Here is a 24,798-nt window from a genome sequence, read left to right as displayed (position 1 = left end):
AGGAGTTTCCCATGACTAGTGTCACCACTGCGATCCAGCTTGTGACCCGCGAGCAGGCCCAGACCCAGCGAGTCACCACGTGCTCGCCCGCCCTCGCCAAAGACCCCTGGGCGATCGACCGGGAAATCCAGCCCACCTACGGCCCCGGCGCCTCGATGGCCGACCCGGCGCCGCTTTCCTCGCCGCGACAGGGGGAGCTGCCCGAGGAGTACCGGCTCGCCACCGACGAGGAGCTCGACGTCCGTATTCTCGCGGCCAAGGCGACCCTCGGGGACCGGGCGGTCATCCTGGGCCACTTCTACCAGCGCGACGAGGTGGTCAAATACGCCGACTTCATCGGCGATTCCTACCAGCTCGCCCGCGCCGCCACCGAGAAGACCCAGGCGGAAGCCATCATCTTCTGCGGCGTCCACTTCATGGCCGAAACCGCCGATATGCTCTCCCAGCCAGACCAGGCGGTCATCCTCCCCAACCTCGCAGCGGGCTGTTCAATGGCCGACATGGCCGACATCGATTCGGTGACCGACTGCTGGGAAGACCTTGCCGAGCTGTTCGGAACAGAGCCCGACGACGACGGCCGTGTCCCCGTTATCCCCGTCACCTATATGAACTCCTCGGCCGCGCTGAAGGGTTTCTGCGGTCGCAACGGTGGAATCGTGTGTACCTCCTCGAACGCCGCGGCCGTCCTCGAGTGGGCCTTTCAACGGGGCCAGCGGGTGCTGTTTTTCCCCGACCAGCACCTCGGCCGGAACACGGCCAAGGCGATGGGGGTACCGGTGGAGCAGATGCCGCTGTGGAATCCGCGGAAGCCGTTGGGAGGCAACGAGGAGGCTACGTTGCAGGACTCCCGGGTGATCCTGTGGCACGGTTTCTGCTCGGTGCACAAACGCTTCTCCGTGAACCAGATCGAAAAGGCCCGGGCGGACTTTCCGGGTGTCCGGGTAATTGTCCACCCGGAATGCCCCATGGAGGTGGTTGATGCTGCCGATGAGTCCGGCTCCACCGACTACATCCGCAAAGCGATCGAAGCCGCCGCACCTGGCACCACCTTCGCCGTCGGCACTGAAATCAACATGGTCAACCGGCTTGCCAGCCAGCACCCCGAACACACCATTTTCTGCCTCGACCCGGTGATCTGCCCTTGCTCCACCATGTACCGCATCCACCCGGGATACCTGGCGTGGGTCCTCGAAGCGCTGGTGGCCGGCACGGTGCTGAACCGGATTACCGTGGCTGAATCGGTCGCCTCACCATCCCGGGTAGCGCTGGAGCGCATGCTCGCCGTCCAGCCGCGACCGGTCCAGCCATGAACACCTCGCCGGCACACGTGCTCGTTGTGGGCAGCGGCATCGCCGGCCTGTACTCGGCGCTTCGCCTCCGGCAAGCCCTACCCCGCGCCGCGGTCACCCTGCTCACCAAAGGGAACCTGGCGGACAGCAACACCTGGCATGCCCAGGGCGGCATCGCCGCGGTACTCCCGGGCGGCAATGACCTGGTCTCCAGCCACGTGACAGACACACAGCTGGCCGGCAACGGCTGGTGCGTACCCGAAGCGGTCGAGGTCCTCTGCGCTGCGGCTGCGGACCACATTGGGGTGCTACTGGCGCTGGGCGCGCCCTTTGACCGCACGGCCGGCGGAGAACTGGCACTGGGGCGGGAAGCCGCGCACTCGGCGTCGCGCATCCTTCACGCCGGCGGCGACGCGACCGGTGCCGCCGTCGCGCAGGCGCTGATTGCCGCGGTCCGGAAGGATCCCGGCATCGCGGTGCTCGAACACGCGTTCCTCGCCGACCTGCGCACCGACGAGGCTGAAGCGCCCACGGTCACCGGTGCGTTGATCCTGCGTGCCGGGGTACTGACCACTGTCGACGCCGACGCCGTCATCCTTGCGACGGGTGGGGCCGGGCAGCTGTTCACGCACAATACGAATCCCCTGGTCGCCACCGGGGATGGGCTGGCTGCCGCCTGGCGCGCCGGCGCCGTCGTGAAGGATCTCGAGTTCTTCCAGTTCCACCCCACAGCCCTCGATGTCCCCGGCAACCTGTTGATCTCAGAGGCTGTCCGCGGGGAAGGCGCGATCCTGCTCGATGGGTCCGGGGCACGGTTCATGACCGCCTACCACCCGGCAGCGGAGCTGGCCCCACGGGATGTCGTTTCCCGAAGCACCGCCCTGCACCTCCGGGAGCGAGGCGAGGACCGGGTATACCTCGACGCCACCGGGCTCGGCGGAGCTGGCTTCCTTGCCGCCCGGTTCCCCTCCCTGCACCGGCAAACCACTGCCCACGGTTTTGACTGGTCTGCTGAGCCGTTGCCGGTCGTCCCCGCAGCCCACTACTGGATGGGGGGAATCCAGACCGACCTGTGGGGGAGGACCTCCCTACCCGGCCTCTACGCCGTCGGCGAGACCGCCTGCACCGGCGTCCACGGCGCCAACCGGTTGGCGTCCAATTCCCTGCTGGAAGGTCTCGTTTATGCCGGGCGGGCAGTCGACGCCCTCGCCACGCAAACAGCGGCCGACGACGGCGGCTGGCCCACGTTCCCGGCCATCGGGCTCGAGTTCCCCGAACCCGACCGGTCCGAGGTCTGCGAACGCCGTACCCTGCAGAGCTTGATGACCGATCACGCAGCAGTGACGCGCAGTGCAGCCGGCCTGCAGGTGGCCGCCAAACAGCTCGACCAATACTCCACCGCCGGGGACACCGTCGCGGAACGCGAAACCGCCAACCTGGTGGTCGCCGCACGGCTGCTCGTGCACGCTGCCGCTGCGCGCGAGGAGTCCCTCGGAGCCCACTACCGCACGGATTTCCCGGGCCCCCGCCCGGCGGAAAGCGCCCCGCAGCTCACCTCCTATCGAAGGGCACGGTCATGAGCCAGCCGACCGGGCAGCCAGCACAGGCCGACGTCGACCGCATCGTTGCTGCGGCGCTCGCCGAAGATGCGCCCTGGGGCGACATCACGTCGGAGACCCTGATCCCGGCGTCGGCTAGAGCCGACGCAGCGATAGTTGCCCGCGAGGCGGGAATCTTTTGCGGTCAGCAGGTCATCGAGGCCGCGATGCGGCTAACCGACCAGCGCGTCACCGTGCGGTTTCCGGTGACGGATGGGGACGCGTTCGACGTCGGCACTGTGCTGGCCGTCCTGTCCGGTCCCGCCCGATCCCTGCTCACCGCCGAGCGGGTTGCCCTGAACCTGGCGCAGCGGCTCAGCGGGATCGCCACCCTGACCGCCCAGTTCGTGCGGGCAGTGGATGGCACGCCCGCCCGCATCGTCGATACCCGAAAAACCACCCCGGGCCTGCGGGTGCTGGAACGCTACGCGGTCCGCTGCGGGGGCGGGTTCAATCACCGCTTCAGCCTCTCGGACGCGGTGATGGCCAAAGACAACCACCTGGCCCTCCTGACCCGCGGGGGAACCACCGGGCTCACCGCGGCGCTCGCCGCAGCGAAGGCCCGGCTTCCCCACACGGTGCACTTCGAGGTCGAAGTGGACCGGATCGATCAGATCGAGCCGGTGCTGGCGGCAGGGGTGGACACGATCATGCTCGACAATTTCAGCCTGGCCCAGTTGTCTGAGGGAGTGCGGCTGGTGGCTGGGCGTGCCCTGGTTGAAGCCAGCGGAAACGTGCGGCTGGACACCGTCGCAGCCATTGCCCGCACCGGGGTGGACATCATTTCCTCCGGCGCACTGACGCACAGCGTCCACTCACTCGATCTGGGGTTGGACCTTGAGCTGACCTCCGCCCAGCCAGCCGCCGCCGGGAGCGCCACGGAGGCCGCCCTGTGATTTATCTGGATGCCGCGGCCACTGCCCCGCCGCGTCAGGAAGTGCTGCAGGCGATGTGGCCGCTGATGAGCACCAACTTCGGCAATCCCTCCAGCCACCATGCGCTGGGGGAAACGGCAGCGGCTGCCCTGAAAGCTGCACGGCAACAGGCCGCGACAGTGCTGGGGTGCCGCCCCTCCGAACTCACCTTCACCTCGGGTGGCACCGAAGCCAACAACCTGGCGCTGAAGGGCATTGCGCTTGCCGCCCCCCGCGACCGCCACCTGGTGACCAGCGCCGTCGAGCACCCCGCCGTGCTGGAAACCCTCGACTACCTGCACCGGTTTCATGGGTTCCGGATCACTGTTGTCCCGGTGTCGGCCACCGGTCTCGTTGAGCCTGACTCGCTCCAGAAGGCACTGACACCGGGCACCACGCTGTGTTCGATCATGTACGCCAACAACGAGGTCGGGACGGTCCAGCCACTGCGGGTACTCGCTGGCCTCTGCGCGGCGGCATCGGTGCCCTTCCACACCGACGCAGTGCAGGCGGGCGCCTGGTTGCCACTGAGCGTCGCCGAGCTGGGGGTTGACGCGCTCACGCTGTCCGGGCACAAACTGGGCGCGCCCAAGGGGGCCGGTCTGCTCTACCTCAAAGGCCGGATCCCGGTGGAACCGCTCATCCATGGTGGCGGCCAGGAACGTGGACGGCGTTCCGGAACCGAGAACGTTGCCGGAGCGGTGGGGCTCGCCACGGCGCTCGCCCTCGCGCAGGACGAGCGGGATACCGCGGTCCCCGCGGCAAAAGCCCAGCGGGACTATCTCATCAACCACGTCCTGGACACCGTGCCCGGCGCCGTACTGACCGGAGACCGGGAGCAACGTCTCCCGAATCTCGCGTCGTTCTGCTTCCCGGGAACCAGCGGTGAATCGGTGTTGCTGGAGCTCGAGCGCCGCGGCGTGGTCTGCTCCAGCGGGTCGGCGTGCGCCGCGGGAAGCGACGAGCCGTCGGCTGTCCTGCTGGCGCTCGGAATCGACCGTACAACAGCCCAGACGGCGGTCCGGTTCTCGTGGACCGCAGCCACCACCGAACGCGACATGGCCCTGGCCTCCCGTGCCGTCACCGCGGCGGTCGCCTCGGTCAGGGCACTGGGCCGCCCTGCTTAACGGAATCCCCGCCCTGGCCGTCGGCATACTACTGTTGAATAGGTGACGTCCTCCCCGCCGCTCCCAGTGAAGCCCGCAGCCCCCACTCTCCGTTCCAGTTTCGCCCACGCAGTTCGTGGGGCCCTGATCGGCATTGTCGAGCTGGTGCCTGGCGTCTCCGGTGGGACTGTCGCCCTGGTGCTGGGTATTTTTGATCGCCTGATCACCTCGGCGAATCATCTGATCCGTGGTGTGGTCCGGCTCGTCTTCAAACGTGGCGGAAAGGGCTTCGCCCACCACCTGGGCGACGTCGAATGGTCCCTGGTGATTCCGCTGCTCATCGGCATGTTCTTCGCCCTTTTCGCTCTGTCCGGCCCGCTGCACGGCTTTGTAGAGGGCCAGCCGGTACTCTCGAATGCGCTCTTCCTCGGCATGGTCTCGGCCAGCCTGCTGGTCCCCATCTCAATGGCCAGGGAAGCCGGCCCGATCACTCGAAACACCCGGATCTTCGGCCCCGTGGTGGTTCTACTCGTCGCTGCAGCAGTTTTCTGGCTGCTCGGCATCCCTTCCATGCAGGTCGAAGACCCCGCCTGGTGGGTGCTGATCCTGAGCGGTGCCGCTGCGGTGTGCGCGCTGGCCCTGCCGGGGCTGTCCGGGTCGTTCATCCTGTTGACCTTCGGCATGTACGAACCGACCCTCGAGGCGGTCAGCGAGCGGGACTTCGGCTACCTCGCCCTCTTCGCCAGCGGCGCGGTCCTGGGACTCGCCTCAATCGTTCAGCTGCTCGCATATCTCCTGCGGGTGCATCGGCGTGCGGTGCTGCTGGTCGCGACCGGCCTGATCCTGGGATCGCTGCGGGCACTCTGGCCCTGGCAGGACAACGGAACACTGCTCCAGCCCGACGGCGACTGGCTCGGCCCACTCCTTGCCGCCCTGGGCGGGGCAACAGTGGTCCTGCTCCTCTGGCTGCGGGAGCGGCGCGGCACCGCAGTGGCAGCTTCCTTGTAGGACCCTTACTCGGCCAGGACCCTCCTGCCCAGGCGCCCTACGCGTTCGGTGGTGACACGGTTTCCCGCACCAGGAATTCTGCTACGGCCTCCGGGTCCTCCACCTGCGCGAAGTGTCCCGTTCCCGGCAGCACGTGGGCCCGGGCGTCGGGCAGCAATCGTGCCAGCTCCCGAATCTCCGCGGCAGGGGTGAAGACATCCCGCTCGCCCCGCAACACCAGGTGGGTCCCCCCGGCCAGGGCCCAGTGGGAGAAGTCGTAGTGCTTCAACGCCCGGGCGGCGACGGCGAAGGCGGCAGGACGGGCATCGACGGCGAGCGCGTCGACAACCGGGCCGGTCAGGGCGGCAGGGTCGACGACGAAGGGCCGTAACACCAATCTGAGCAATCCGGTGCGTCGGGCAACCGCCACCACGCGTGGCGCCAGCACCCCGGTGAGCTGCAGAAACCGCATGATCGCCTTCATCCCGAGGAGTGGTCCCATCGTCAGGAGGTTCCGCCAGGGGCGACGGAACGCGCCGGAAGCGATCACCGAGGTGGGAGATAGGACGATCACCGCGAGGGTCCGGTCCGGTTCCAGCGCCGCGATCTCCAGTGCCGGAACAGCGCCCATCGAATGACCGAAAAGTCGCCATTGGCGGTAGCCCGCAAGGGTCAGGACCTCGACGACGGCCGCGGCCTGCGACTCGATCGTGAAAGTCCCGACGCCGGGGGAGTCGCCCCACCCGGGGAGGTCGATCACCACGGTGTCGACGCCGGTGGGAAAGTTGTGTGCTGCCTGCAACTCCCTGAAGGTCTTCCAGGACCCCGCGGCGCCGTGCAGCAGGACCCAGGGCGGCGCTGCTACCCCGGCGGTCCTCGAGATCCTGACCTGGACGGGCCCCAGTGCTGTGGGATACCGCATCGTGGAGACACGTGCATCGGTGGAAACAGTCGCATCGGACAGATCAGGGGTCATAACAGTAATTCTCCACGGCGGCCGGTGTGGATGCCTCATGGTGGGGTGCTTCACTGATTAGACTCAGATCAGAGGCCCGGCAACCGACGATTAGGGGACGCATCAGATGAGTCGATCACGGGGACCAGTGCGGATTGCTGCGGCGGGCGTCCTGTTGCTAAGCGTGGCGCTGGCAGCATCCGGGTGTACCGGCGTGGAAATCGGCGACCGGCCGGCGCAGTCAGCGACGCCGTCGTCGGACCCCAGCTCCGCAGCGCCGGCGACCACCCCACCGGCGCCGAAGCCCACGGTGGCAGACCGCCCGGCTCCCGACGACGACTGGCAGGTCTTCACCGACCCTCAGGCCCTGGTGAGCTTTGAGCTCCCACCGGACTGGACCGCCGAGCCGATCGAGGATCCCGGTGAAGGTTTCGAGCCGGAATCAGTTCACGTTGCCGTCGAGAATGCCGACGGGCGTCCGGTGGCTGAACTGCACACGGGCATCACGCCCACGGACGAGGACTGCGCGCCCGACGACGCCAATCCCTACACAGTGATCCTCAGCCAGCCCGTGGATCTGCCGTCGACCGCCGAGTCCGACCAGTCGATTGAGCCGCGGCTGGTGGTCCGGCTGATCGAGGGCTACCGGTTCTTCAGTTCCTTCGGTGTCACCGATGTGCTGGGCGGCGCGGACGGCGTAGCCTGCACGCTGTACAACACAGTGCAGGGCCCGGAGCACGTTGGACTGTATTCCTTCGGGGATGCGATCTCGCTGACAGCCCTGACCCCCGAGCAGGTGGGATCCCGGACCGCATCGTTTGAAACCATTGCCGACGCCGAGGAGTTCTTCGATGCCGAACAATTCACCCAGATTCGGCGCATGATCGCTTCCCTCGAGGTGGCGGAATAACGCGGTTTCTTTCTCAGGCAGCAGGAAGATCGGGGAAGGTGACGCCAGTCATCGCGGCGCTGACCTCCCACAGCCTTCCGGCGACCAGCGGGTCGAGCACCCGCGGTGCTGGTGCCACCAAGACGGCATTTCCCCTGGTTTCGCCTGGACCATCGGGGCCCGAGTAGTCCCCACCGCTCGCCGTCGGCGAGGTTGCTGCCCGCAGGATCGGCAGGGCACCGGCGATATCGGACTGCCCGAAGAGTTTGAAGAAACCGCCCAGCACGTCCAGTACCGGTGTGGTGCCCATGCCAGCCGTGAGGTTGGTATTGGACAGACCAGGATGGGCGGCGACCGCGAGAAGCTGCTCTCCGTTGGCCCTGACACGCCGGTCGAGTTCCATGGTGAAGTACAGGTTGGCTATTTTGCTCTGGCTGTAGGCGGTCCACCGGCGGTATCTGGTGGAGGAATTGAGGTCGTCGAAGTTGATGGTGCCCCGCTTGTGCGCCAGGCTGGAGACCGAGACGACGCGGGGAGCTGACGCTTCGCGGAGCCGCGGCAGCAGGAGGCCGGTCAGGGCGTAGTGGCCGAGATGGTTGATGCCGAGCTGTTGCTCGAACCCGTCCTCGGTGAGGATCCTCGGCGTGGCCATCACACCGGCGTTGTTGATCAGGAGGTCCAGCGGTGCGGTCCAACCGGCGGCGAAGCTCCGCACGGAAGCCAGCGACGAGAGATCGAGGATCCGCAGGTCAACAGTGGCTCCCGGGACCCGGGAGCTGACCGTCTTTAGGGCTTCAGTTCCCCGTGCCTCGTTCCGGCAGGCGAGCGTCACCGAGGCTCCCCGCCGGGCCAGGGCTATCGCCGTCTGCAAGCCCAGACCGCTGTTGGCTCCGGTGATCACGACGGCGCGACCCTCAAGGTCCTGGATCTGGTGCTGGTGGGTGGAATTCACTAAGGGGCCTTTCTTGTTCTAACGTGGTGGTAGCTTTCAGCATAGAGTCCGCACCGTGGGCCTACCGCGCCCGGCACCTCATACCCTCAATCAGGAGTACCCCCATGCAGCGATCAGTGACTGCCCGCATCATCGCGCGGACCCGTTCCGCTTCGTCACTCGTCTTTGCCCTGGCCCCGGTGCGAAACCCCGGGTACAGCAGTTTTGAAGAGAACCTGGTGGTGCTGGTGGATGGCGCACCGGTGGTCCCAGGCGAGTTGGAGGATATCCACGGTGGGCGGCTTCATACCCTCAAAGTGGACGGTGAGGCGAACATTTCCCTTGAGTACAGCGCCACGGTCACGGGTACCGCATCCGCCGAAGCGGCGTCTGAAGCGGATCTCATCCGGTACGTTCGCCCGAGCCGCTACTGCGAATCGGACCGGCTCCTGCCGACGTCGTACGCTGAATTTGGCACCCTGGCAGGATCGGAACTGCTTAACGCGGTACGGGAGTGGGTAGGCAAGGAACTCGCCTACGTGTCGGGTTCGTCCCGCCCCACCGACGGCGCCGTGGAAACCCTGCTGGGGCGGCGTGGCGTGTGCCGGGACTACGCGCACCTCGTGATCTCCCTGTTGCGCGCCAAGGACGTTCCGGCCCGGCTCGCCGCGGTGTATGCGCCCGGACTGAGTCCGATGGACTTCCACGCTGTGGCTGAGGCCTGGGTGGACGGCGCCTGGCATGTCGTCGACGCCACCGGCCTGGCTCCCCGGGAGTCCCTGCTGCGGGTCGCTACCGGCCGTGACGCCTCGGATACGGCATTCCTCTCCACCGTGGGGGGCAGCCTGCAACTCGAGACGCTCGAGGTGACAGCCGTGGTGGATTCCCTGCCGGTCGATCAGCCGGGAGAGCTGATCCAGCTTCAGTAGTCGGCGCGCTCGGCGTCGTCGACGCCCTCGCGGATCCGGTGGGTGAGTTCCAGTAACTGTTCCAGCTCCCCGGTCTTCAGGATCGGGCCCAGCAGGGTGTGGATCACCCGGACGTGCGCGGCGCCAATCTCGCGTTGCAGCTCACGGCCAGCATCGGTCAGGGCCACCATCACGCCGCGCTGATCGTCAGGGGCTTGTTTCCGCTGGACCAGGCCCTTGGCTTCGAGCCGCTCCACCATGCGGCTCAGGCTCGGCTGCGAGATCAGCAGGCTGCGGTTCAACTCGTTCAGGCGGGTCCAGCCGGTGGGGCAGCGGGTGAGGTTGAACAGGACGTCGTATTCGCCAATGGCGAGTTTCTTGAACGACGGGTCGTTGCGTAGCCGGCGCATCACCGCCACCTGCGCCCTGAAGAGGGATTCCCAGGCCTCGGCTGTCAGCCGGATTGCCGGTTCTGTTGTTTCAGGCACTCTTGCTTCGGACACTGTTGCCGCAGACGTTGTTTCGGGCCCAGTTGTTTCAGGCCCAGATTTTTCAGGCACGGTGAGTCCGGTCATCGTTTTGAGTCGGTGCTGGAAGGTCGGAGGTTCCGGAACGCGTTACCCACCGTAAAGATACCGCTCTGCATGATTCCTCCTCCAACTAGATGCATCTGCATCCACAATAGTTACAACCGGGCCGGCGGGCATTCTGTTCCCCGTGGGGCAGCCAGATCCTGGTCAGTGGGCCCGGGCACGTCGCCCTGAGACGGGCGCGTCGCGGCGGGTCTGCAACCGGGTCTGCAACCGGGTCTGCAACCGGGCCTCCCGGCGACCCTCAACCAGCCGGTACAACACCGGTACCAGGATCAGCGTGAGCGCTGTGGAGGAGACCAGACCGCCCACCACCACGATCGCCAGCGGCTGCGAGATGAACCCACCCTCGCCGGTGAAGCCGAGGGCCATCGGCGTCAGTGCGAAGATCGTTGCCAGCGCGGTCATCAGGATGGGGCGCAGTCGCTGCCGGGCACCCTGGATGATCGCCTCCTCGACGCTCATGCCCGGACTTCCGTCGTGCGGGCGCCGGTACTGATTGATGAGGTCAATAAGCACCACAGCGTTCGTCACCACGATGCCCACCAGCATCAACATGCCAACCAGGGACGGCAGCCCCAGCGGAATCTGGGTGATGACGAGGAGGGCAATGGCGCCGGTGGCGGCGAACGGCACCGAGACCAGGAGGATCAGCGGCTGGATCAGGGACTTGAAGGTGGCCACCATGATCACGTACACAATCGCCACGGCCGCCCACAGGGCGAGGAACAGTTGAGCGAAGGATTCGGCCTGCTCGGCGGATGCTCCACCCAGGGTTGCCGTGGTTCCCGCAGGGAGTTCAACACCCTCCAGACGTTCAGTCACCGAGGTGGTCAGCGCCCCCAGGTTCTGTCCGGACGGTGTGATGGAGACCTGGGCGGTCCGTTCCCCGTTGGCACTGGTGATGGTCAACGGCACCTGAACCTCAACCACCGATGCAACGGAGGTCAGCGGTACCGGGCCCTCGGGGGTCGGAAGATTGAGTTCCTCCAACTGGTCCAGGCTGGTCACCTCGGTGCCCTCACCGATGAGTACCGGGTAGTCGGTGGTTTCCAGCCGTACCTGTCCGCCGGGGATCGGGCTGATGCTCCCACCGAGCAACCCCGCGATCTGCCCTTCGCTGAGCCCGGCGGCGACGGCGGCGGCCCGGTCAACGCTGATCTGCACCTGGGGTTGGGCTGCGGAGAGGTTACTGGTCACGTCGCGGGCGCCCTCGACGCCTTGCATGGCGTCGACGACGGCGTCATTGGCGGCCTGCAGCTCGTCCGGACCCGGTGCCGTGATGTTCACATCGATAGTGCTTGAGGTGCCAAGCCCACCCTGCTGGGTGGCGAGGGCGAAGGTCCCGACGCCGGTCAACGACTCCAGTTCCTGCCTCACCTCGTTCTGTAGTTGCTCCTGGTCGGCGTCCTCGGCGGTAATCACCGTGAAGGCGGCCACCGACGTTCCACCGGACAGTCGGGCGGCGAAACCACTGGACGCGTTACCCACCGTCACCTGGATCTCCTCCACCTCGGGAAAGCCAGCGAGCACTTCCTCGGCCTGCGCAGCGGCAGCAACAGTGGTGTCCAGGCTGGAACCCGGTTCGAGGGTCTGGTTGATGCTGAAACTGTTCTGCCCCGTGTTCCCCAGCAGATTGGTCTGGAGGAGGGGGATCATCGCGGCAGTGCCTGCGAGGACAAGGCCACCGGCCGTCAGGGTCCAGACCGGATGCCGCTGGGTTGCCCCGAGGAGCGGAAGATAGCCGCGCTGCAGCCAGGATTTTCGTTCGGCCTGATGCGCCTGCTTGCGGACCAGGTCCGGGTCTACATCGGATGCCGCGGCTGGCAGGAACCAGTACGCCAGCACGGGAACGATGGTGAGCGACACCGCCAGGGAAGCCAGCAGCGCGATCGTGGTGGTCAGGGCAAATGGCCTGAAGAGTTCACCCGCCAGGTCACCGACGAAGGCGATCGGTGCGAACACCGCGACGGTGATCAGCGTTGATGCGGTGATCGCGCTGGCCACTTCACGGACGGCGGTGAGAATGGCTTCGCGCTTGTCCTCGCCATAGCTGAGGTGCCGTTTGATGTTCTCGATGACCACAATCGAGTCGTCCACCACCCGCCCGATCGCGATGGTCAGGGCGCCCAGCGTGAGGATGTTCAACGAGTAGCCGGTGACCCACAGGCCGATGAACGTAATCAACAGCGACAGGGGGATCGAGATCGCCGTCACCAGCGTGGACCGCACCGACAGCAGGAACACCAAAATGACCAGCACGGCAAAGCCGAGGCCCAGGATGCCCTCCGTGGTCAGGTCACTGATGGAGCGTTCAATGAAGGGCGCCTGGTCAAAGATCACGGTGATTTCGGCGCCGTTGCCCAGCTCGGCTTCCAGCTGCGGCAGCAACTCTTCCACCAGGTTGGAGATCGCGACCGTATCCCCATCAGGGATTTTCGTCACGGTCAGGGCGAGAGTCTCAATACCGTTGGTGCGGGTCACCGACGTGGCGTCGTCGTCGGCCACTGCCACCTCGGCGACGGAGCCGAGCGTCGGCGGCGTCTCTCCGGCGTCGGGGGAGCCGCCCTCCGGCAGGAGGGGCAGCACGCGGATGTCCTCGAGCGAGGTGATGGGGCTCCCGGCCTGGATGGTGAGGGAACGGTCGCCGTCCTCGAGGGTCCCCACCGGGATGAGGTCGCCGTTGTTCTCCAGTGCCGCAGTGATATCGGCGACCGTGAGGTCGTTGGCGGCGAGTTCCTGCCGGTCGGGGAGGATCGAGATGTACTGCCCGGCCCCGCCGCTGACCTCGGCCGCGCGAACGCCCTCCAGCTGCTGCAGCCGCGGGACGGCCAGCCGGTTGAGGTCGCCGCTCAGCTCGCTCAGCGGCTGATCGGAAGAGACGGCCATGAACACGATTGGGAGGTCGGCGATACTCCCGGCCAAGGACTGCGGCGAGACGTCCTCGGGCAGGAGGGGCCGCACCGTCGAGATCGCCCGGTCCACCTGGCCGCGCGCGCGGTCGAGGTCGGTGCCGTAGGCGAACATCAGGTTGATGGTAGAGACCCCGGTACGGGACGTGGCCGACGACGACTCGAGCCCCTCCACGCCGCTAAGCGCGGTCTCCAGCGGTTCGCTCACCTGCTGGTCGAGGTATTCCGGTGAGGCGCCGGGGACCGACGACAGCACGGTGATCTGCGGAAACTCCAGTGACGGGATGAGCTCCTGTTTGAGGGAGCCCATCGTGATCACACCGAACACCGACGCCAGAATGGTGATCAGCGCAATCAGTGCACGGTTTCCCAGGGAAAGTTGAGCCAGACGGAACATGTGCCGCGCCTTCTACTTCTGCCGGCCGGGTCGACGGCTCTGGCGATGGTTACTGGAGTTTCAGCACCCGGTCGGTACGGGACAGGATGTCAGCGGCGAGCGAGGAGTTCTCATTGAGCTTCACACCGTAGCCGGGGATCATGTCTTTGAGCTTCGGCTCCCAACCCGGAAGCTGGGCTGGGAAACAGCGCTTCAGGATCTCGAGCATGATCGGCGCGGCGGTGGAAGCACCGGGGGAGGCCCCCAGCAGTGCTCCGACCGATCCGTCGGCTGCAGTGATGACCTCGGTGCCGAACTGCAGCACCCCGCCCTTGCCCGGAGCCTTCTTGATGATCTGGACGCGCTGCCCGGCGGTGATCAGGTCCCATTTGTCGCCGTCGGCGTCGGGGATGAATTCGTTGAGATAGGTGTTTTTCGCGTCCCGGTTCTTCAGCACCTCGGAGATCAGGTACTTGGTCAGCGGCACGTTGTCCTTGGCCACGGCCAGCATGGGCACCAGGTTCGACGGCCGGATGGACCCGGGCAGGTCGAAGAACGAGCCACGCTTGAGGAACTTGGTGGAGAACCCGGCATAGGGGCCGAACAATAGCGACCGTTCGCCATTGACATACCGGGTGTCCAGGTGCGGCACCGACATGGGTGGTGCGCCGACCGACGCCTGGCCGTAGACCTTGGCGTTGTGCTGGTTGACGATGTCCGGATCGCCGCACTTCAGGAACTGACCCGAGACGGGGAAGCCCGCAAATCCCTTGCCCTCGGGAATGCCGGTGCGTTGCAGCAGGTGCAGTGCCCCGCCGCCGGCCCCGATGAAGACGAAGCGCGCGTTGACGGTGCGGGCCTGTCCGGTAGCGCGGTTGCGGACCTTGACTTCCCAGCGGCCTTTCGAGCCGCGGGAGAGATCGGCGACGTCGTGGTTGTAGTTGAGGTCGACGCCGTTGGCTTCGAGGTAACTGGTCAGGCCGCGGGTCAGGGACCCGAAGTCGACGTCGGTCCCGCCGGCCACGCGTGAGGCTGCCACCGGCTGGCCAGCGGTCCGGCCGCTCATCAGCAGCGGCGCCCAGTCGGCGATGGCCGAGGGGTCCTCGGCGTGCTCAATGGTTTCGAAGAGGGGCTGGCTCCGCAGGGCTTCGTAGCGCTTGCGCAGGTAGGCGGTGTTCTTTTCGCCCCAGACGAAGCTCATGTGCGGCACGGGGTTGATGAATCCGGACGGATCACCCAGATGGCCGCTTTCCACCATGTGGGCCCAGAACTGGCGTGACACCTGGAACTGCTCGTTGATGGCGACGGCCTTGGCCGGGTCAACTGTCCCATCCGGGCCTGCCGGGGTGTAATTCAGTTCGCAGAGTGCCGCGTGGCCGGTCCCGGCGTTGTTCCACGGGTCGGAGCTTTCCAGCCCGGCCCGGTCGAGGCGCTCGAATAGTGAGATGCTCCAGTCAGGCTGCAGCTGTTTGAGGAAGGCGCCAAGGGTGGCGCTCATGATTCCTCCACCGATCAGGACGACGTCGGTGTGTTCCGCGGGAATTTCCGCCTGGTTCTTAGCAGTCAACTTCATCTCCAGTGGCGAGGGCGCTTAGCATTGAGCGTAGCGTCTGGTGGGTTCCTTGGGTAATTGGTCCGCCGTCGTGGCGGGGGTGGCAGGTCATCAGTCGCTCCCGGTGGCTTCCAGCTCGACGTCGGTCAGGTCAACCAGGTTGAACACTTCGTTCATCACGGGGCTGACGGGGTAGTTTGCTACCCGCTCCGAGACTGCCAGGGCAGAGATGGGGAAGGCGAGGGGAACCGCTGGTAGCCGCCGGGCCAGCTGGTCGCTGATGTCCTGGTAGGCGGCCACCCGGTCGTCGCCGTCGGGAAGGGTGCGGGCCCGGTCAATTTTGCTAAAGAGCTGGTTGTCTTCGAAGGCAAACTCGACGGTGGTTGCGCCGAAAAGCTGGCCGATAAAGTTGTCGGGGTCCTGGTAGGTTCCGCTCCAGCCGAGGAGGTGGAACGCGCGCTCCTCGTCGTTCTGTAAGGCCTCAAGGTAACCATCGGCCCAGGCGGTGGGCACCGGGTCAATAGTGAAACCGGCCTCTTCGAGCTGCGTTTGGAGGACAGCGAACACCCCCTCAGGTGCCGGCAGATAGGGGCGTGAGACGTCGGTCGGGTAGTGGAAGGGCAGAGGTTCGCCGTCGTACCCGGATTCCGCCAGCAACTCCTGGGCCAGTTCGACGTCGTAGTCGTAGCGGGTGATCTCGTCATTGGTGACCGCCAGCTTGGGCGGGACAAACTCATCGGCGGGCGCCGTGCCGTTCAGGAACTGCCCATCGATCATGGCCTGTTTGTCGATGGCGTGGGCTACGGCCTGGCGGAACAGCAGACTGTCCACACCGGGGAAGTCCTGGTTCATCCCGAGATACAGGATGGAATAGGGGTCGCGCTGGAGCAGCTGTTGGCCTTCCCTGACCAGGGCGCCGGCGTTGTCGACTGTAACGAAGTCGTAGGCGTCGATCTGTCCGGTGTTGAGTGCTTCCAGCCGATCATCGGGGAGGGGGAGGGTGGTGAACACGACGGTGCCGATCTCGCCCCGGGCCCCCCAGTAATTCTCATAGGAGGACAACCGCACTTCCCCCGGTTCCCAACTTTCGAAGGTGTAGGGTCCGGTGCCGACAGGGCTGAGCGCGTACTGCGACACCGCTATGTCGTTGACCTCCTCGGTCAGCTCATCGGCGGCGAGTTCCTCAAGCGCCCGGGGTGAGGACATCGCGAAGGAGGGCATCGCCAGGGCGGGGATGAACCCTGTCAGGCGGCTATTGAGCCGGATCAACACCTCGAACTCGCCCAGGGGCTGGCAGGAGGAGTAGACGGATAGCTCGGGGGAGTCCGAGTAGGCGTTGAAGACCGAGCCGAAGGCGACGGTTCCGTCCGAGGGGCGCGTCTCCGGGGGGAGCGTGTACCAGCGGTCGAAGTTCGCGCAGACTGCCTGGGCGTTGAACGGCACACCATCGTGGAATTCGACGTCCTCGCGGAGGGTGAATGCGTAGGCCCGGCCGTCCTCCCGCTCATCCCAGGAGGCAGCGAGCTGCGGGACGGGCTCGGAGGTGAGCGGATCGATGCCCACCAGGCCCTCGAGAATCTGCCGGGTGATTCGGTATGACTCGGTGTCGGCCACCAGGGCCGGGTCCAGCCCGATCGGATCAGCGGCGGTGCCGAACGTGAAGACCGCGTCGGGGTCCTGGGCGGGATTGGTTTGGGAGGGTGCAGGAGTCGACGACGTCGTCGTCGGCAAGGGCGTTGCCCCGGTGCAGCCAGCAACCGTCAGGCAGAGGGAGACCGCAACGGCACTCAGCGCCACGCGGGCCCAACCGGAGTGCCTGGCAGCAGCGGTCATTGCCATTGTCTCCTCAGCCGTACCCGCACACGGCGGAAATTGTTTAGGTTTCCCAGTCTAAATGATGATCCCAGTGGTGTTCGGACAGGCGCCAGCGGTCATCCCCCAGCAAACCCCGGATACGAGGAAAGGCTGGGACCCTGAGCACCGTAAGGTGTTCAGGATCCCAGCCTTTGTCGCCCTGTTTCGAGTTAGAGGATTCGAAGCAGGGAGTCAATTACTCGCTAGGAGGCATCAGAACGGTGTCGACCATGTACACGGTTGCGTTCTGGGTCATTACGCCACCGCAGACTACTGCTGAAGCGTCGTCGCCGACAGTGATTTCGTCGCCCATGCCTTCAACGGTCAGCTCTGCACCGTTGACGGTGGTGTGGGTTCCGGCGACCTCATCCGGGGACAGCTGGCCGGGGACTACGTGGTAGGTCAGGATGCCGGTGAGGAGGTCCGCATCGGTCTGGAGAGCCGCGATGGTCTCTTCGTCGATCTTCGCGAAGGCATCATCGGTCGGTGCGAAGACGGTGAACTCGTCGCCGTTCAGGGTGTCAACGAGGTCGACATCTGGGTTCAGTTCGCCGGTGACGGCTGCGGTCAGCGTGGTGAGGATCGGGTTGTTCGACGCAGCTGTTGCTACTGGATCCAGGGCCATGCCGGCAACCGAGCCGTCGCCGTCTGGAACCTGCTCGGCGTAGCCGGCGCAACCTGGGCCAACCAGGTTTGCGGCTGGGTCCATGTCTTCGCCCATTTCCTCTTCCATTGCCGACTCAGTTGCTTCGGGAGCGGCTTCGGTAGTGGTCATTTCCTCGCTGGTCATTTCCCCGGTGGACTCAGTTGCGGTGTCGCCGCCACCGCATGCTGCGAGGCCGAACATGGCCACTGCAGCAACACCGAGGATGGAGAGCTTACGGCTCTTGATGTTTCCCATTGGATTTTCTCCTTCATTGGTGTGACCGGGCGTACTCTGCCGATCAGCTAACTAACTTGTCGAACACATCGTGTCGATGTCTCATAGGTACTTCGGTCGTGTTCGGAGCGAGGATGGGTGGCGATTCCTGAAATTTTCTACACCGGGTAAAGACCGCGCAAGGTCGGCGATTCCCGAGGCCCAATGTGACCCAGGTCCCACCGTGGAGCGGCCTGCCGGGGTGGGAAACTGTGTCGGCCCGGGTGGGGATGACGAATCTCGCGTCGAGCGGGTCACCCAGACAAAAGAAAACACCCCCAGCCGAAGCGGGGGGTGTTTTCTTTTGTCGCGACTCGCATGTAGTCCATGTCGCGACTCATAGCTATGGTGCGCAAGAAGGGACTTGAACCCTCACGTCCGAAGACACTGGATCCTAAATCCAGCGCGTCTGCCAATTCCGCCACTCGCGCGTTCGACGCCTAGGACAGACAAGCTGCCGAAAACGTCAGCCTCCAGTGTACGCGAATCTATTGGACGCCGAGGTCTCGCCGAAGTTTCGCGACGTGGCCGGTGGCGCGGACGTTGTACTGGGGTAGTTGCACCAGTCCATCGGGTCCGACGACGACCGTCGAGCGGATCAGGCCTTCGTAGACCTTGCCGTAGTTTTTCTTTTCACCCCATGCACCCCACGCCTCGGCTACCGCGTGGTCTTCGTCGGACAGGAGGGGGAAGGTGAGCTCTTCTGTATCGGCAAATTTCCGGAGCTTTGCCACGCTGTCGGGTGAGATGCCGAGGACTGTGTAGCCCGCGGCAGCAAGGGATGCCAGGTTGTCGCGGAAGTCGCATGCCTGGGTGGTGCAGCCGGGAGTGGAAGCCGCCGGATAGAAATAGACCACCACGCTGGAGCCTGCATAGTCCTTCAGGGACACGGTGGAACCGTCGGCTGCGGGCAGGGAGAAATCGGGGGCTACCTCGCCCGACATTAGACGTTCAGCCATTATTTGTATTCCTTCTGCTTGTTTGTTAGTTGCGTCGGCCATGGTGGCGCTGACACTTTTCGCAAATCCGTAGCTATCATAAGTAAATAAGGTCGATACGTTTGAAACTACACCGGTCGGCGTTACCGTGATCAACGCTGCATGTCTGTGCGGCGAGAGGAAGTGCTTTCTTTTATGCCGGACCTGGAGCAATGGCCCACCGGCCGACTGCTGACCACTGCTGCCCGCCTGGTCGAGCACGCGTGGAATGAACGGCTGGTGAACCTGGGTGTCACCCACGCCGGAGTCATTGCGTTGGGTGTTCTGGAGGGTCAAGGTCCGATGACTCAGGCGAACCTCGCCCAGATAGTACGGGTACAGGCGCAGACCATGGGAAAGACACTTTCACGGCTGGAAACTCGGGGGCATGTCTCCCGAACTCGAAATGATCTGGACCGGCGTAGCCATATGGTTTCAATAACGGACGCTGGCCTTGGCGTTCTCTCTCAGTCGAAAGATATCGAACGCACACTGGTGACCGGTGAGGGCCTGATCTCCGACGAACTCCGCGACCATCTGCAGAGTGTGATCCGGGAACTCGGAGCTCCCCGGTGGGCCACGACGGTTCCCACCGCATCGGGCACCGACGGCCCGCTGCCGTCAAACAACTAGGACGACCGACGACCGACGGACCAAGGACTCGGCCCTTCACCAGTCATTCACCAGACGAGGTCCAGGTCGCTGTGCGCAGCGAAGATGAGACGGTTTGGGTCATCGAGAATGTCAACTGGTCGGTCGCCGCTGAGATACCCGTTGGGTGAGCAGAACCACTGGAGTAGGTGCCGATCCTTCCAGCCGCCGGCAAGACCAATCGAGGCGATGACGGCAATCATGGGTCGGGCCCGGCCAGACTCGGGATCAAACTGGAACCCCGGATAGAGGACCCGCCCTGCTCGGGTAACCACCCCCAGGATCTGTCGTTTCGCTGCGAGGCATCCGGCTGGCGGGGAATTTGGGCCCACCTTTGCGTCGACCTCGGGCCCGGTGAGCATGCCGAATTCTGCGGCAATCGATGCCCAGCGACCGCGTGCCACCCGCCGGTTCATTTCTCCGGTGTGTATTTCCCCGAGGGATGGCATCCCTTCCATGCCGCCAAGCTACTGCGGGCGAGCAAGGAGGGGAAGAGTGAGCGAAAAATCGCTACCAAACTGGTACAAAAAACCGTCTGATCGGCGGTGCTGCCGATCAGACGGTTTAGTGGTGGTGCACCCCTCGGGACTTGAACCCGAAACCCTCTGATTAAGAGTCAGATGCTCTGCCAATTGAGCTAGAGGTGCATGTTGACTGGGCCCATCGGGCCAACCGCAACAGCATGAAACTCTACCAGCACTTCTGCTGAAACCTGAAATTGGTTCTTTGCCGGGCGGCTACGAGGCGTCGACGGTGATCACCCGCGATTCGGTGCCCTCGTTGGTGGCGATCAGTAGTTCTCCGTCCGTTCCCTGGATTACATCGCGTAGCCGTCCGTATTCGCCGTCGAAGTGGCTGACCGGCGCGAGGGCGGCCCCCGCCAGCAGCGGCACCTGCCACAGCCTCTCTCCGCGTAGTCCGCCGATATAGGCAATGTCATCGACGATTGCCATTCCACTTGGGGATGAGGTGGCGGTAGAGGGCCACACCACCTGGGCGTCGATGAAATCGGCTACTCCGGGGGCGCCAGTGACTGCCGGCCACCCGTAATTCCCGCCGGGCTCGATGAGGTTCAGCTCGTCGTCGACCTCGGGACCAAATTCGCTGGCCCACAACCGGTCGGCTGAATCCCAGGCGAGGCCCTGCACATTGCGGTGTCCGAGGCTGTAGACGGGCGACCCGTCAATGGGGTTGCCAGGCGCCGGCTCGCCGTCGCTGGTGATTCGGAGGATCTTGCCGGCCAGGCTGTCAGGATCCTGTGCGGCGTCCGCCTGAGCGGCGTCGCCGGTGCCCACATACAGGTAGCCGTCAGGGCCGAATTTGATCCGTCCGCCGTTGTGGATATGAGCCTTCGGCAGACCGGTCAGCACCTCTTCGGGCTGGCCGAGGCCCTCCTCGCTGTAGGTGAGGCTGGAAATCCGGTTGTCGGTCGGGCCGGTGTAGAACACGAACAATCTGGGGTCCGTGTCAAAGTCTGGGCCGATGGCCAGCCCCAGCAAGCCGCCTTCACCGGCTGCTGCGACCTCGGCGCCGAGGGTTCCGACGGTAGTTGTCTCGCCGTCGGCCACCCGTTTGATCTCCCCGGTCTCGCGTTCGGTGACCAGCAGCGATCCGTCGGGCAGCGTGGCCAGCGCCCACGGGACGTTGAGCCCTTCCGCGCGAAGGTCGCCGGGGGAGAGTTCGGGAAGCCGGATAGGTTCCGGTTCAGTCGCTGGCGCTGTCGCCGGACTGCCGCCGACAATTGGGCTGGGCTCACCAGCCGTGCACGCTGCAAGGGACAGAAGCACGACGACGGCGGTTGCCAGAGCGGACGGTAGCCGTCGGGTGCTCGCCAAAATGGTCTAATCCTTCCGGCTGGCCGGCGGATCAGTGCGCGGGTGGGTATCGACGTCGTCGGGCGCGCTCCGGAAGCGGAACCACCAGACAGCGCCAACAATGACGACGATCAGCAGCACCCAGAAAACTACGTCCATGACACGATCCTTACGCACCTGGTGGACACCCACCGCCTTCGACGTTACGACCAACCCGCGCGAGTGTCCACAGCCGTGGAGGGCGCTGGCCGCAACTGGACGTTAGGCTTTCGGGATGGACAGGATCAAGACAGTTTCGGTGCCCAGTGTTGAAATGCTCGATGCGCTGCAGCCAGCGCCGGATGGAATCTCGGTGGTGGTGTGGGACTTCGACGCGGATCCGGTGGGTGCAGATCTGGCAGAGATTGACGCCGCCGTATTGCCTTACATGTCCTCGCCCGAGACTTTCGGTGCTGCAGTCAAGAGCGCGCCGAACCTGCTGCTGGTACACACCCAATCCACTGGCTACGAGGGTATCCCCGAGTTGGTGGGCGACGACGTCGCCGTTACCAGCGCCGCGGGCGTCCACGCCGCCGCGACCGCTGAGCTCGCGGTTGGCCTCACAATCGCCTCGCTCCGAGGCATTGACGACGCCGTCCGCAACCAGACTCTGGGTCAGTGGCGGCCCGGCCGCTATCTCGGCCTCGCCGACCGCAAGGTGCTGCTGGTGGGCGTCGGAGGAATCGGCGTCGAGATTGCCCGGCGTCTTGAGCCGTTCGAGGTGGAGCTGACCCGGGTCGGCAGTTCAGCCCGCGACGACGAATGGGGGCACGTGCACGGCAGCGACGAGTTGGTGACGCTCGCAGGGGAAGCCGAAGTGCTGATCGTCATCACACCACTCACCGATGCGACCCGAGGGCTGATCAACGCCGAAGTGCTGGCAGCGATGCCCGATGGCGCACTGGTCGTTAACGTGGCCCGCGGCGCGGTGGTGGATAGCGAGGCTCTGACGGCGGAAGTGATTGCCGGGCGCCTGTCGGCGGCTCTCGATGTGTTCGATCCGGAGCCCGTCCCCGAGGGACACCCCCTGTGGTCGGCGTCCGGGGCGCTGATCACACCCCACAGCGGCGGCAACACCGGCGCATTCTGGCCGCGAATGATCAAGTTGTTGCGGCGCCAGCTGGTCAGCTTTGCTGCCGGCGAGGAGCCAACCAACCTGGTGCAGCGCGGATCCCTCTACCGCTAACGGTTCCCGACGGCGGGTGCCCTGGAGTTTGGGTGCTAGGCCATCGCGATGAAGGCGGCCATAAACGCGTCGAAGTCCTGATGATCGTCGCGTTGATCGATCACCAGCTGTGAGTGCGGACCTGAACTGAAGCGCGCCTCCGGTTGCACGCCGAACTGGAATGTCTTTCCGGTGCTGGTGCCTACTTCGTAGTGACCGCTGGCCAGACGGTGGGCATGCGAGAGGTTGGTCATGTTGATTTCCACGGGGATGCCGGTGCCCGCCAGCGTATGCGAGTCGACAGGAGCGATCATGATTTCGGTTGGTTGCCAGCGGTAGCCTAGTACGTAATATTTCGGCATAGTGACACGGGCGCCATCGGATTCCCGTTGTTTGTAGCGCTCATTGGCAGCAAAGACCAGGTTGTAATCGCCGTAGTTGGGGATCTGCGAGTCGAAGACTTTTCGCAGATCATCCTTGAGCTGGTCGCTATCAGGGGCTTTGTCGGTCACTTCTGGCGGGTCAGGGTCCGATGGAGGCGTCGACATAGGACCGAGTTTACGTGCCATAGCTCCGATGACGAGAGTCCGCGTGACTCCCGCGTCCCGTAACAGGGTGGTCATATGGCATTGCGGGGAATGCGGGTACGCCTAGACTTTGACCCATGAGCCTGGAAAATACCCCTGATATTAAGCCGCGAAGCCGGGCCGTCACTGATGGATTTGAGCGGGCGCCAGCCCGCGGAATGCTCCGTGCGGTCGGCATGGGCGACGACGACTTTGCGAAGCCGCAAATTGGCGTCGCAAGTTCGTGGAACGAGATTACTCCCTGCAACCTGTCACTGAACCGGCTCGCCCAGTGCGCCAAGGAAGGCGTTCATGCGGGCGGCGGGTTCCCGATGCAGTTCGGCACCATCTCCGTGTCCGACGGCATTTCAATGGGCCACTCCGGGATGCACTTCTCGCTGGTCTCGCGTGAGGTGATCGCCGATTCGGTGGAGACCGTCATGGAGGCCGAGCGGATTGACGGTTCGGTCCTGCTGGCCGGCTGCGACAAGTCGCTGCCTGGCATGCTGATGGCCGCAGCACGATTGAACCTCGCGAGCGTCTTCCTCTACGGCGGTTCGATCATGCCGGGCTGGGTGAAACTGGAAGACGGCACCGAGCGGGAAGTCACACTGATTGACGCCTTCGAGGCGGTGGGCGCCTGCGCCGCCGGCAAGATGAGCGAAGAAGACCTCACCCGCATCGAGAAGGCAGTCTGCCCCGGCGAAGGCGCCTGTGGCGGCATGTACACGGCCAACACCATGGCCTGCATCGGCGAGGCCCTGGGCATGTCGCTGCCAGGATCGGCCGCGCCGCCGTCGGCCGATCGCCGTCGTGATGATTTTGCCCGCAAGTCGGGTGAGGCAGTGGTCAACCTCCTGCGCCTCGGAATCACCGCGCGGGACATCATGACCCGCAAGGCGTTCGAGAACGCTATTGCCGTCACCATGGCTTTCGGCGGGTCCACCAATGCCGTGCTTCACCTGCTGGCGATTGCGCGTGAAGCCGAAGTTGAGCTGACGCTCGATGACTTCAACCGCATCGGTGACAAAATCCCGCATCTGGGCGACCTGAAGCCGTTCGGCCGTTACGTGATGACCGACGTCGACAAGGTGGGAGGCGTGCCGGTCATCATGCGGGCGCTGCTCGACGCCGGGCTGCTGCACGGGGACGTCCTGACCGTCACCGGCAAGACTCTGGCCGAGAACCTCGCGTCGATCAATCCGCCGGACCTCGATGGCAAGATCCTTCGCGCCATGGACAACCCGATCCACGCCAGCGGGGGCATCACCATCGTCAAGGGCTCGCTGGCTCCTGAAGGTGCAGTCGTCAAGACCGCAGGGTTCGACGCCGAGGTCTTCGAAGGAACTGCCCGCGTCTTCGAGCGGGAACAAGGTGCGCTGAAGGCGCTCGCCGACGGCGTCGTGAAGGCCGGCGACGTCGTCGTCATCCGTTACGAGGGACCCAAGGGTGGCCCGGGGATGCGCGAAATGCTCGCAATCACCGGCGCGATCAAGGGCGCGGGCCTCGGCAAGGATGTGCTGCTGCTGACCGACGGCCGGTTCTCCGGTGGCACCACGGGCCTGTGCATTGGGCACGTGGCACCAGAAGCGGTCGACGGCGGACCCATCGCCTTCGTGAAGGACGGCGACCGGATCCGTATCGACATCCCCAACAAGAGCTTTGACCTGCTGGTGGACGAAGCCGAACTCGAAAGCCGGAAGGTCGGCTGGGAGCCGCTCCCGGCGATCTACACCAAGGGAGTGCTCGCGAAGTACGCCAAGCTGGTGCACTCGGCCTCCGAGGGCGCGTACTGCGGCTAACCCC

General features: G+C 65.1%; 22 protein-coding genes and 2 tRNA genes. 10 read left to right on the top strand and 14 right to left on the bottom strand.

From position 1 onward, the window contains the following. Positions 1-11 precede the first annotated feature (11 nt). The 5 genes from nadA to ACX80Z_RS00525 are packed head-to-tail and all read left to right on the top strand — an operon-like array spanning position 12 to position 5,915. A complete protein-coding gene (gene nadA, locus ACX80Z_RS00545) occupies positions 12-1,310 on the top strand; it encodes a quinolinate synthase NadA (RefSeq protein WP_459314574.1) in 1,299 nt (432 codons plus the stop codon). After that, positions 1,307-2,869: an L-aspartate oxidase gene (nadB, locus tag ACX80Z_RS00540; RefSeq protein WP_459314573.1), complete on the top strand. Its 1,563-nt coding sequence runs from the start codon at positions 1,307-1,309 to the stop codon at positions 2,867-2,869. Before nadA ends, nadB begins: the two co-directional genes overlap by 4 nt. After that, a complete protein-coding gene (nadC, locus tag ACX80Z_RS00535) occupies positions 2,866-3,783 on the top strand; it encodes a carboxylating nicotinate-nucleotide diphosphorylase (protein ID WP_459314572.1) in 918 nt (305 codons plus the stop codon). The genes nadB and nadC overlap by 4 nt, the downstream gene beginning before the upstream one ends. Then, positions 3,780-4,928 carry a cysteine desulfurase family protein gene (locus ACX80Z_RS00530; RefSeq protein WP_459314571.1) on the top strand — a complete coding sequence of 383 codons (1,149 nt, stop codon included), beginning with the start codon at positions 3,780-3,782 and terminating at the stop codon, positions 4,926-4,928. Before nadC ends, ACX80Z_RS00530 begins: the two co-directional genes overlap by 4 nt. Positions 4,929-4,970: 42 nt before the next feature. After that, positions 4,971-5,915 (top strand): DUF368 domain-containing protein, encoded by a 945-nt coding sequence (locus tag ACX80Z_RS00525; RefSeq protein ID WP_237742098.1) that lies wholly within the window; start codon positions 4,971-4,973, stop codon positions 5,913-5,915. 37 nt (positions 5,916-5,952) lie between these two features. Here the strand turns inward: ACX80Z_RS00525 and ACX80Z_RS00520 are convergent, their stop codons facing one another. Further along, entirely contained in the window at positions 5,953-6,870 is a 918-nt protein-coding gene (locus ACX80Z_RS00520) for an alpha/beta fold hydrolase (protein WP_459314569.1), read from the bottom strand. Between the two features lie 106 nt (positions 6,871-6,976). Between ACX80Z_RS00520 and ACX80Z_RS00515 the strand changes: the two genes are divergently transcribed. Beyond that, positions 6,977-7,759, top strand: coding sequence for a hypothetical protein (locus ACX80Z_RS00515; protein WP_459314568.1), 783 nt, complete (start codon positions 6,977-6,979; stop codon positions 7,757-7,759). Between the two features lie 13 nt (positions 7,760-7,772). Here ACX80Z_RS00515 and ACX80Z_RS00510 read toward each other — a convergent pair whose 3' ends face one another. After that, positions 7,773-8,690, bottom strand: a complete 918-nt coding sequence (locus ACX80Z_RS00510; RefSeq protein ID WP_024476203.1) for an oxidoreductase — start codon at positions 8,688-8,690, stop codon at positions 7,773-7,775. 104 nt (positions 8,691-8,794) lie between these two features. Here ACX80Z_RS00510 and ACX80Z_RS00505 point away from each other — a divergent pair, with 104 nt between their 5' ends. Further along, entirely contained in the window at positions 8,795-9,598 is an 804-nt protein-coding gene (locus ACX80Z_RS00505) for a transglutaminase-like domain-containing protein (RefSeq protein ID WP_019481241.1), read from the top strand. Here the strand turns inward: ACX80Z_RS00505 and ACX80Z_RS00500 are convergent. The 7 genes from ACX80Z_RS00500 to bcp all read right to left on the bottom strand — a co-directional run bounded on the left by ACX80Z_RS00500 (position 9,592) and on the right by bcp (position 18,739). Further along, positions 9,592-10,152 carry a MarR family winged helix-turn-helix transcriptional regulator gene (locus ACX80Z_RS00500; protein ID WP_459314567.1) on the bottom strand — a complete coding sequence of 187 codons (561 nt, stop codon included), beginning with the start codon at positions 10,150-10,152 and terminating at the stop codon, positions 9,592-9,594. The genes ACX80Z_RS00505 and ACX80Z_RS00500 overlap by 7 nt on opposite strands. Before the next feature lie 162 nt (positions 10,153-10,314). Beyond that, complete coding sequence (locus ACX80Z_RS00495; RefSeq protein WP_459314566.1) at positions 10,315-13,476, bottom strand: efflux RND transporter permease subunit; 3,162 nt, start codon at positions 13,474-13,476, stop codon at positions 10,315-10,317. A gap of 49 nt (positions 13,477-13,525) precedes the next feature. Then, positions 13,526-15,028, bottom strand: a complete 1,503-nt coding sequence (locus tag ACX80Z_RS00490) for a malate:quinone oxidoreductase (RefSeq protein ID WP_024476201.1) — start codon at positions 15,026-15,028, stop codon at positions 13,526-13,528. Between the two features lie 90 nt (positions 15,029-15,118). Continuing rightward, a complete protein-coding gene (locus tag ACX80Z_RS00485) occupies positions 15,119-16,846 on the bottom strand; it encodes an ABC transporter substrate-binding protein (protein WP_459314565.1) in 1,728 nt (575 codons plus the stop codon). A gap of 211 nt (positions 16,847-17,057) precedes the next feature. Beyond that, positions 17,058-17,762, bottom strand: a complete 705-nt coding sequence (locus ACX80Z_RS00480; protein ID WP_019481246.1) for a fasciclin domain-containing protein — start codon at positions 17,760-17,762, stop codon at positions 17,058-17,060. 364 nt (positions 17,763-18,126) lie between these two features. Further along, a tRNA-Leu gene (locus ACX80Z_RS00475) sits at positions 18,127-18,211 on the bottom strand. 57 nt (positions 18,212-18,268) lie between these two features. Next, entirely contained in the window at positions 18,269-18,739 is a 471-nt protein-coding gene (gene bcp / locus ACX80Z_RS00470) for a thioredoxin-dependent thiol peroxidase (RefSeq protein WP_024476198.1), read from the bottom strand. Positions 18,740-18,880: 141 nt separating this feature from the next. On the opposite strand from bcp, the gene ACX80Z_RS00465 reads away from it, so the two are divergent. After that, positions 18,881-19,390, top strand: a complete 510-nt coding sequence (locus ACX80Z_RS00465) for a MarR family winged helix-turn-helix transcriptional regulator (protein WP_459314564.1) — start codon at positions 18,881-18,883, stop codon at positions 19,388-19,390. 47 nt (positions 19,391-19,437) lie between these two features. Here ACX80Z_RS00465 and ACX80Z_RS00460 read toward each other — a convergent pair whose 3' ends face one another. The 4 genes from ACX80Z_RS00460 to ACX80Z_RS00445 all read right to left on the bottom strand — a co-directional run bounded on the left by ACX80Z_RS00460 (position 19,438) and on the right by ACX80Z_RS00445 (position 21,381). Further along, positions 19,438-19,866: a hypothetical protein gene (locus tag ACX80Z_RS00460; protein ID WP_459314563.1), complete on the bottom strand. Its 429-nt coding sequence runs from the start codon at positions 19,864-19,866 to the stop codon at positions 19,438-19,440. A 113-nt stretch (positions 19,867-19,979) separates the two neighbouring features. After that, positions 19,980-20,055 (bottom strand) — tRNA-Lys (locus tag ACX80Z_RS00455). A gap of 90 nt (positions 20,056-20,145) precedes the next feature. Continuing rightward, positions 20,146-21,243: a PQQ-dependent sugar dehydrogenase gene (locus ACX80Z_RS00450; protein WP_459314562.1), complete on the bottom strand. Its 1,098-nt coding sequence runs from the start codon at positions 21,241-21,243 to the stop codon at positions 20,146-20,148. 6 nt (positions 21,244-21,249) lie between these two features. After that, on the bottom strand, positions 21,250-21,381 hold the full coding sequence (locus ACX80Z_RS00445; protein ID WP_019481268.1) for a hypothetical protein: 132 nt from the start codon (positions 21,379-21,381) through the stop codon (positions 21,250-21,252). Between the two features lie 115 nt (positions 21,382-21,496). On the opposite strand from ACX80Z_RS00445, the gene ACX80Z_RS00440 reads away from it, so the two are divergent. Beyond that, positions 21,497-22,447 carry a 2-hydroxyacid dehydrogenase gene (locus tag ACX80Z_RS00440; RefSeq protein ID WP_459314561.1) on the top strand — a complete coding sequence of 317 codons (951 nt, stop codon included), beginning with the start codon at positions 21,497-21,499 and terminating at the stop codon, positions 22,445-22,447. A gap of 35 nt (positions 22,448-22,482) precedes the next feature. On the opposite strand, the gene ACX80Z_RS00435 is transcribed toward ACX80Z_RS00440, so the two are convergent. Further along, positions 22,483-22,974 (bottom strand): hypothetical protein, encoded by a 492-nt coding sequence (locus ACX80Z_RS00435; RefSeq protein ID WP_019481270.1) that lies wholly within the window; start codon positions 22,972-22,974, stop codon positions 22,483-22,485. 116 nt (positions 22,975-23,090) lie between these two features. Between ACX80Z_RS00435 and ilvD the strand changes: the two genes are divergently transcribed. Next, positions 23,091-24,794 (top strand): dihydroxy-acid dehydratase, encoded by a 1,704-nt coding sequence (ilvD, locus tag ACX80Z_RS00430; protein ID WP_024476193.1) that lies wholly within the window; start codon positions 23,091-23,093, stop codon positions 24,792-24,794. The last annotated feature ends 4 nt before the right edge of the window (positions 24,795-24,798 follow it).

This window comes from Arthrobacter sp. TMT4-20, from assembly GCF_054510775.1.
This window is presented reverse-complemented; position numbering and strand designations above follow the sequence as displayed.